The sequence below is a fragment of the Mycobacterium sp. E1747 genome (assembly GCF_001667775.1).
Lineage (GTDB): Bacteria > Actinomycetota > Actinomycetes > Mycobacteriales > Mycobacteriaceae > Mycobacterium.
Genome location: NZ_LZJI01000164.1, coordinates 21506 through 28704, shown reverse-complemented (window position 1 = coordinate 28704; position 7199 = coordinate 21506). Strand labels below are relative to the sequence as shown.

The window sequence follows — 7199 nt, the reverse complement described above, 5'->3', positions numbered from 1 at the left end:
CGCGGCCCTCGATCAGTCGCATGTCGACATAGAGCCGGCCGTCGATCTCCCCGTAACTGTGGATGGGCACCACGTGCGGGTCGTTCAGGCTCGCCGCGATGCGCGCCTCGCGGCGGAATCGTTGCTGAAATTCCTGATCCTCCGCCATGTTCGGCGGCAGGACCTTGAGCGCGACGACCCGGTCGGTGGCGGCGTCGTAGGCGCGGTAGACCTCGCCCATGCCGCCGCGCCCCAGGACGTCCAGCAATTGGTAATGCCCGAAAGATTCTGACCCCACGCCACGACCTTAAGCGGTGGACCGCCCGAGGGTCGCGCGATTCTCACCAATCGGCGGCTGCGTTGCGCTGCTTGGCTTTAGTCGAGCAACAACGAGGTGATGGTGACCTCGGAGGCCGGGGCGCCATCCTCAGTGCCGCCCGCCACACCGGCTTTGGCGATCTTGTCCAGCGTCGCCAGCCCGTCGGGCTGGATGGTGCCGAAGACGGTGTACTGGGGCGGCAGCTGGGAGTCCTTGTAGACCATGAAGAACTGGCTGCCGTTGGTGCCGGGGCCCGCGTTGGCCATCGCCAGGGTGCCGCGCGGGTAGAGGACGGGCTGCTGCGCCTTCGGGTCGTTCGGCGGGTACTGGTCGGTCGGGTACTCGTTGGCGAACTGGTAGCCCGGACCGCCGGTGCCGTCGCCCTTGGGGTCACCGCATTGCAGGACGCCCAGGTCCGCCGACGTGGTCAGCCGGTGGCACTTGGTGTTGTCGAAGTATTTCTGACCGATCAGACTCGCGAAACTGTTTACCGTGCAAGGGGATTCGTTGTTAGCCAGCATGAGTCCGATACGGCCCTGGTTGGTCACCATGCTGGCGCTCACCTGGGCCGGGTCGGTCGGCACCTTGCCGGTGCGCGGCGGCTTGACCTGCTTGGCGGCCGGTTCCGGTGACGCCGGGTACTGGCAGTTGGCGCCGAGGTCGGCCGACGGCTTGAACGCCGGCAACGGCGGAGCGGGCGGCGTCGGCCCGGCGGGGGTGGTGGTCTCCGGGGAGCTGCTGGGGGCCGCGGTGGTGGAACTCGCGGCGCTGTTGCCCGTGTGCTCGTGCTTGGTGTTGATCACAGCGAGCGCCACCGCGACGACCACGGCGACGGCCACCAGCGAGCCGGCGGCGATCACCACGACCCGGCGCACTTTGGCTTGCTTCGCGCGGCGCTCCAGCTGGCGTTCGAGCTTGCGCTTGGCGTTGGCACGTCGCTGTTCGTTGGTCGGCACGGCCGTATGCCTCCATGGTCGGTAGGTCGGGGGCCCGCAAAACGCGTCACTGGCCAGCTCAGGCTAATGTGGGCGCCGCGACCGGTGTCAAGTGGGGCCCGTGGGAAACTGGGAACCGTGTTGATCACCGGATTTCCCGCCGGCATGTTGCAGTGCAACTGCTACGTGCTGGCGCAGCGGCCGGGAACGGACGCCGTCATCGTGGATCCGGGGCAACGGGTGATGGGCCCGTTGCGGCGCATCCTCGACGAGAACCGGCTGACCCCGGCCGCGGTGTTGCTCACCCACGGGCACATCGACCACATGTGGTCCGCGCAGAAGGTGTCCGACACCTACGGCTGCCCGACCTTCATCCATCCCGAGGACAGGTTCATGCTGAAAGACCCGATCTACGGCCTGGGCCCGCGGGTGGCGCAGCTGGTGGCGGGCGCCTTCTTCCGCGAACCCAAGCAGGTCGTGGAGCTGGACCGCGACGCCGCCTTGCTCGACCTGGGCAGCGTGACCGTCAACGTCGACCACACCCCGGGGCACACGCGGGGGTCGGTGGTCTTCCGGGTCTCGTCCGACAAGGACGACAAAGACTATGTGTTGACCGGCGACACCCTGTTCGAACGCTCGGTGGGGCGCACCGACCTGCACGGCGGCAGCGGCCGTGACCTGCTGACCTCGATCGCGACCAAGCTGCTGGTGCTCGACGACGACACCGTGGTCCTGCCCGGGCACGGCAACGCCACCACCATCGGCGCCGAACGGCGGTTCAACCCGTTCATCGAAGGCCTGAGCGCGTGACCGAGTTCTCCGCTCCCAAGGGCGTGCCCGACTACCTGCCGCCCGACTCGGCGCAGTTCGTGGCGGTCCGCGACGGGTTGCTGGGCGCCGCCCGCCGGGCCGGCTACGGCGACATCGAGCTGCCCATCTTCGAAGACACCGCGCTTTTCGCCCGCGGGGTCGGCGAATCCACCGACGTGGTGTCCAAGGAGATGTACACGTTCGCCGACCGCGGCGACCGCTCGGTGACGTTGCGGCCCGAAGGCACCGCCGGGGTGGTGCGCGCGGTGATCGAGCACGGGCTGGACCGGGGCGCGTTGCCCGTCAAACTCTGTTACGCAGGGCCGTTTTTTCGCTACGAGCGCCCGCAGGCCGGCCGCTACCGGCAGCTGCAACAGGTGGGCGTGGAGGCTATCGGTGTGGACGACCCGGCGCTGGACGCCGAGGTGATCGCGGTCGCCGACGCCGGCTTCCGGTCGCTGGGGCTCGACGGATTCCGCCTGGAGATCACGTCCCTGGGGGACGACAGCTGCCGCCCGCAGTATCGGGAACTCTTGCAGGAGTTCCTGTTTGGGCTTGACCTTGACGCCGAGACCCGCAGGCGCGCCGAGATCAACCCGCTGCGGGTGCTCGACGACAAGCGCCCCGCGGTGCGGGCCATGACGGCCGCTGCGCCGGTGTTGCTCGACCACCTGTCCGATGTCGCCAAGCAGCACTTCGACACCGTGCTGGCCCACCTGGACGCGCTCGCCGTGCCGTACGTCATCAACCCGCGCATGGTGCGCGGGCTGGACTACTACACCAAGACCACGTTCGAGTTCGTGCACGACGGCCTGGGCGCGCAATCGGGCATCGGCGGCGGCGGCCGCTACGACGGCCTGATGCGCGAGCTCGGCGGCCAGGACCTGTCCGGGATCGGGTTCGGGCTCGGCGTCGACCGCACCCTGTTGGCGCTGCGCGCCGAGGGCAAGAGCGTGGGGGCGGCGGCCCGCTGCGACGTGTTCGGGGTCGCGCTCAGCGAGCAGGCCAAGCTCAAGCTGGCGGTGCTGGCCGCGCAGCTGCGCGCCGCCGGCGCCCGGGTCGACATGGCCTACGGCGACCGGGGCCTCAAGGGTGCGATGCGCGCTGCCGACCGCTCAGGCGCCCGCGTCGCGTTGGTGCTCGGCGACCGCGACATCGACGCGGGCACGGTCGGGGTGAAGGATCTCACGACGGGCGAGCAGGTTTCAGTGCCCGCCGGTTCGGTTGTCGCCGAGGTTCTTTCGCGACTCGGGCGGTAGCCTTCGTCGGGTTATTTCTTGCTGGGAATGACGATGACGACGATCAGGGTGAGGATCGAGAAGAACAGCCCGAGAATTCCCCACCCCAGTGGGTTGCGCCCCTTCATCATGGCGATTAATCCGCACACAATTGCGGCGATCACGCTGCCGATGGCGACGAAAATTCCCTTGATGCCGCGCAGGATAAAGCCCGCCGCGACAGGGTCCGAACTCGCCAGAATCACCGAATGCAACATTGCAGGTCCTTTCGTGAGGGCCCTGACTTGATACCCGCCCGAATGCGAGACAAAACCGCGGCCAGGTTTATGCGCTGAGGCGGGAATCGGGGTTAGCCCCACGGATATCCGCGCCGGAGCGTGCGATCGAGAATTCCCAGCGTGGCCCGCAATGCGCCTTCGGACAGGATCGGGAAAATCCCGGCTTCGCGCCACTTCGGGTCGATGTTCGACCAGTCGTAGAACGAGGTGACCACGGTGGCTGAGCCGTCGTCGGTCGGCTGGAGTTGATAGCCGTAAACGTGGCCGATGGGCGGTTGAATCTGGCCGAGAACCGTCCACGCGATCAGGCGATCCCGGTCGAATTCCGTGATGTCGACGGTGACGTCGTACTTGCCGAATTGCGGAAAGTCGTTCAACGCCTCGCGGTCCATATGGACGACGAATTGGTCGCCGACGCCCTTTACCGGGGCGCCTTCCGCGTCCTGCAGCATTCCGGACGAGTCGATCGCGACGTGGCCCTGCGGGTCGCACAGCAGCGCGAATATGTCCGCCGGCGGGGCCGCAATCGTGCGCTGAACCTCGATGCGTTCGGTCATCATGTCCTCGCAGCCGCCGTGGGTACGACACGATCGTGGCTCACTCTACGACCCGGCGGCGGCGCGCCGAGCGGTTCCTGGTCGCCGGTCGCGGGTCCGCGCGGAGCGTGCGTCGCGATGGCCCTGCGCGACTACGACAGTCAGGCGTCATTCGCCGATCGGGCACGCGCGGCGTGGCGGGAGACGGACCGGTCAGGGCAGCCGCGGCTGCACGCCAGCGTAAACTTCGCGTTCGGTGGTGAGGACCCCGCGTCGCCGATCGAGATGCCCGGCCACATCTGACTCGACCCGAAGGGGCTTGACTCCCTGTCGAACTGATGTTCGAATAGGGTCATGCGCTGGGCGGGCCAGGCGGTCGCCGTCAACGGGGCGCCCGTGGAGGACGGGGCCTTGCCGGGGTTGCAGCGGCTCGGCCTCGTCCGCAGCGTGCGCGCCCCGCAGTTCGAGGGCATCACCTTTCACGAGGTGCTGTGCAAGTCCGCGCTCAACAAGGTGCCGGACGCCTCCGCGTTGCCGTTCCGGTACACCGTCAACGGCTACCGTGGCTGCTCGCACGCGTGCCGCTACTGCTTCGCCCGGCCCACGCACGAATACCTGGACCTCAACTGCGGCAGCGACTTTGACAGCCAGGTCATCGTCAAGACCAACGTCGTCGAGGTGCTGCGCCGCGAGCTGCACCGGCCGTCGTGGCGGCGCGAGACCGTCGCGCTGGGCACCAACACCGACCCGTATCAGCGGGCCGAGGGGCGCTACGCGCTGATGCCCGGCATCATCGGCGCCCTCGCCGAATCCGGCACACCGCTGTCGATCCTCACGAAGGGCACGCTGCTGCGGCGCGACCTGCCGTTGATCGTCCACGCGGCGCAACACATTCCGCTGTCGGTCGCGGTCTCGCTGGCAGTCGGTGACCCGGACCTGCATCGCGACGTCGAGCCGGGCACACCGACTCCGCAGGCGCGCCTGGGCCTGATCGCCGCGATCCGCGAGGCCGGCCTGGACTGTCACGTGATGGTGGCGCCCGTGCTGCCGCACCTGACCGACTCGACAGAGCATCTCGATGGGCTGCTCGGCCAGATCGCGGCGGCCGGAGCCACCGGTGTCACGGTCTTCGGCTTGCACCTGCGCGGCTCGACCCGTGGCTGGTTCATGGCCTGGCTGGCCCGCTCGCATCCCGAGCTGGTGGGCCGCTACCGCGAGCTCTATCGGCGCGGAGCGTATCTGCCCCCGGGTTATCGCGAGATGCTGCGGGCGCGGGCTGCGCCGCTGATCGCGAAATATCGGCTGGGCGGCGAGCTTCGATCCTTCCGGCTGCCCGTCGCGGCGACAGAGTCTGAGCCGGAACCCCTTCAGGCGACGCTATTTTGAGCTAGGCCGGTCTGTCGCGGCGCGGCTTGGTCAGCGTGAACCGGTCCACCTCGGTGACCGCGCCGAACGGCCCGCTCAGCGCGTAGTGCGTGGCCCTGATCGAGGTGGTGCCGCCCGGCTGGCCCGGGTCCACGTCGAAGGCCGCGAAGCCGTAGGGATTGTCCCGGTCCCTGAAGGCGGACCACGGCGCGTCCTCCACGACATAGATCGGCGGCTTGCGCCCGATCCCCGGATCGAACGCGCCGACGCCGGTCAGCACGCGACAGCGCGGCTCGGGGAAGAAGAACGCGTTGGTGGGCGCGGACGTGCCGCCGCCGCCGATGACGAGGTGCACCGTCCCCTTGGTGGCGTCGATGACGTCGCCGCGGGTGTCGGCGGGTATGGGCGTGCGGGTGTCGGTCTGCAGCGTGCCGCGCAAGGGGTGCGAGCGCTCGTAGTGGTGTTCGTGACCGCACACCACCAGGTCTACCTGGTACTGGTCGAACAGCGGAATCCACTGCTCGCGGATCCCCAAATCGGCGCCGTTGGCGGGCTTGTCGGCGCTCGAGATCGCGGTCTGGTGCATGCACACGACGATCCAGTCGACGTCCGGGTTGCGCCGCGCGTCGGCGAGTTCGGCTGCCAGCCAACGCTTTTGTTCGCCGCCCGAATATCCGTGCACGTAGAAATTGCCACCGTCCTGGAACGCCACGTCGTCGTTGTTCAGGCTGACCACCCGCACCGAGCCGGCGGTAAACGAATACCAGAGCCCCCGCGTCTCGGGGCTCGAGCCCGAGTCGGGCACCGAGAAGTAGGCTTGATAGGCGCTGTAACCGATTGGACCGTTGCCCAATTCGTTTTCGTGGTTGCCCGCCGCCGGCATCCATGGCCGGTAGCGCGCCGAGCGGGTGTTGTTCTCGAACCACGCCGACCAAGTCCGGATCCGGTCCTGCGCGAGGTTGGCGTAGCACAGGTCGCCGTTGATCAGGTTGAACAGGGGCGCCATCCGCTCAACCGCGAGCGTGGTGTCGGCAGACGCGGGCGAGCCGATGTTGTCCGTTCCGTAGCTGCCGTCGGGCATCCTCACCAGCGTCGGCGTGGACTGATCTCCGAAGCTGGTGAACCGGAATGGCTTTCGGCCGATCGGCGCGGTCCGGATGGTGCCCATCTCCGGCTCGGCGCCGTCGTGCACGGCGGCGTATACGTAGTCGGTGTCGGGGGACAGGCCGGTCAGGCGCGCGTGGTTCACGCGGACTTCGGTGTTGGACTTGGCATCGCGGTAGGTGCGGGTTTCGGCCGCGACGGTCCGGCCGAGGCCCGACGCCGGCGTGCCGTACATGACGCGGGGGTTGCGGATCGTGTCGACAGTGTGCCAGGAGACCACCACCTCCGAGCCGGCCTGCCGGCCGAATTGCAGGTGCAACCCGGTCACCGGTGGGGCGCCGGTGCGGCTCGGCTGGTGGACGAAGGCGGGCGCGCCGCGGTGAGACCACACCACGGCGGCGCCGCCCCCGACGCCCGCCCCGAGGGCGGCCGAGACCGCGCTGGTGGTCAACAACCTGCGTCGGCTGATGCCGGGGGCGGCACCGCCCCCGCGGGGCGGTGCGGGATCGTCGGCCACCCCTGCTTCATACCCGAGCGGGGTGAACGTCCGCGGAACGGGCGCGCTAGCGGCTGTGCGGCTCGAGCAATCCGCCGGCGGGCGCAGATGCATAGTGGGGACCCCTGAGTGCGCGTAG

The 7199-nt window shown here is 68.7% G+C and carries 8 protein-coding genes and 1 pseudogene; 4 read left to right on the top strand and 5 right to left on the bottom strand.

The window, feature by feature from the left end; translation table 11 throughout:
* Positions 1-220, bottom strand: a pseudogene (locus A5695_RS16135) (protein kinase); the annotation flags it as partial.
* 134 nt (positions 221-354) lie between these two features.
* Positions 355-1254 carry a peptidylprolyl isomerase gene (locus A5695_RS16130; protein WP_068083905.1) on the bottom strand — a complete coding sequence of 300 codons (900 nt, stop codon included), beginning with the start codon at positions 1252-1254 and terminating at the stop codon, positions 355-357.
* Positions 1255-1371: 117 nt separating this feature from the next.
* Between A5695_RS16130 and A5695_RS16125 the strand changes: the two genes are divergently transcribed.
* The gene (locus tag A5695_RS16125) at positions 1372-2043 is read left to right on the top strand and encodes an MBL fold metallo-hydrolase (RefSeq protein ID WP_068083893.1); all 672 of its coding nucleotides are present in this window, start codon (positions 1372-1374) and stop codon (positions 2041-2043) included.
* A complete protein-coding gene (gene hisS / locus A5695_RS16120; RefSeq protein WP_068083890.1) occupies positions 2040-3302 on the top strand; it encodes a histidine--tRNA ligase in 1263 nt (420 codons plus the stop codon). Before A5695_RS16125 ends, hisS begins: the two co-directional genes overlap by 4 nt.
* Before the next feature lie 11 nt (positions 3303-3313).
* Here hisS and A5695_RS16115 read toward each other — a convergent pair whose 3' ends face one another.
* Positions 3314-3538 (bottom strand): deoxyribodipyrimidine photolyase, encoded by a 225-nt coding sequence (locus A5695_RS16115; protein ID WP_067752684.1) that lies wholly within the window; start codon positions 3536-3538, stop codon positions 3314-3316.
* 92 nt (positions 3539-3630) lie between these two features.
* The gene (locus tag A5695_RS16110) at positions 3631-4116 is read right to left on the bottom strand and encodes an SRPBCC family protein (RefSeq protein WP_068083919.1); all 486 of its coding nucleotides are present in this window, start codon (positions 4114-4116) and stop codon (positions 3631-3633) included.
* 117 nt (positions 4117-4233) lie between these two features.
* Here A5695_RS16110 and A5695_RS28620 point away from each other — a divergent pair, with 117 nt between their 5' ends.
* A complete protein-coding gene (locus A5695_RS28620; protein WP_197515509.1) occupies positions 4234-4398 on the top strand; it encodes a hypothetical protein in 165 nt (54 codons plus the stop codon).
* A 51-nt stretch (positions 4399-4449) separates the two neighbouring features.
* The gene (locus tag A5695_RS16105) at positions 4450-5481 is read left to right on the top strand and encodes an Rv2578c family radical SAM protein (protein ID WP_068083887.1); all 1032 of its coding nucleotides are present in this window, start codon (positions 4450-4452) and stop codon (positions 5479-5481) included.
* Between the two features lies 1 nt (position 5482).
* Here the strand turns inward: A5695_RS16105 and A5695_RS16100 are convergent, their stop codons facing one another.
* Entirely contained in the window at positions 5483-7081 is a 1599-nt protein-coding gene (locus A5695_RS16100; RefSeq protein ID WP_068083885.1) for a metallophosphoesterase family protein, read from the bottom strand.
* Positions 7082-7199 lie beyond the last annotated feature (118 nt).

Coding starts and splice junctions, on each gene's coding strand:
- A5695_RS16110 (WP_068083919.1), bottom strand. CDS start 4,116: ATGACCGAACGCATCGAGGTTCAGCGCACGATTGCGGCCCCGCCGGCG.
- A5695_RS28620 (WP_197515509.1), top strand. CDS start 4,234: ATGGCCCTGCGCGACTACGACAGTCAGGCGTCATTCGCCGATCGGGCA.
- A5695_RS16115 (WP_067752684.1), bottom strand. CDS start 3,538: ATGTTGCATTCGGTGATTCTGGCGAGTTCGGACCCTGTCGCGGCGGGC.
- A5695_RS16105 (WP_068083887.1), top strand. CDS start 4,450: ATGCGCTGGGCGGGCCAGGCGGTCGCCGTCAACGGGGCGCCCGTGGAG.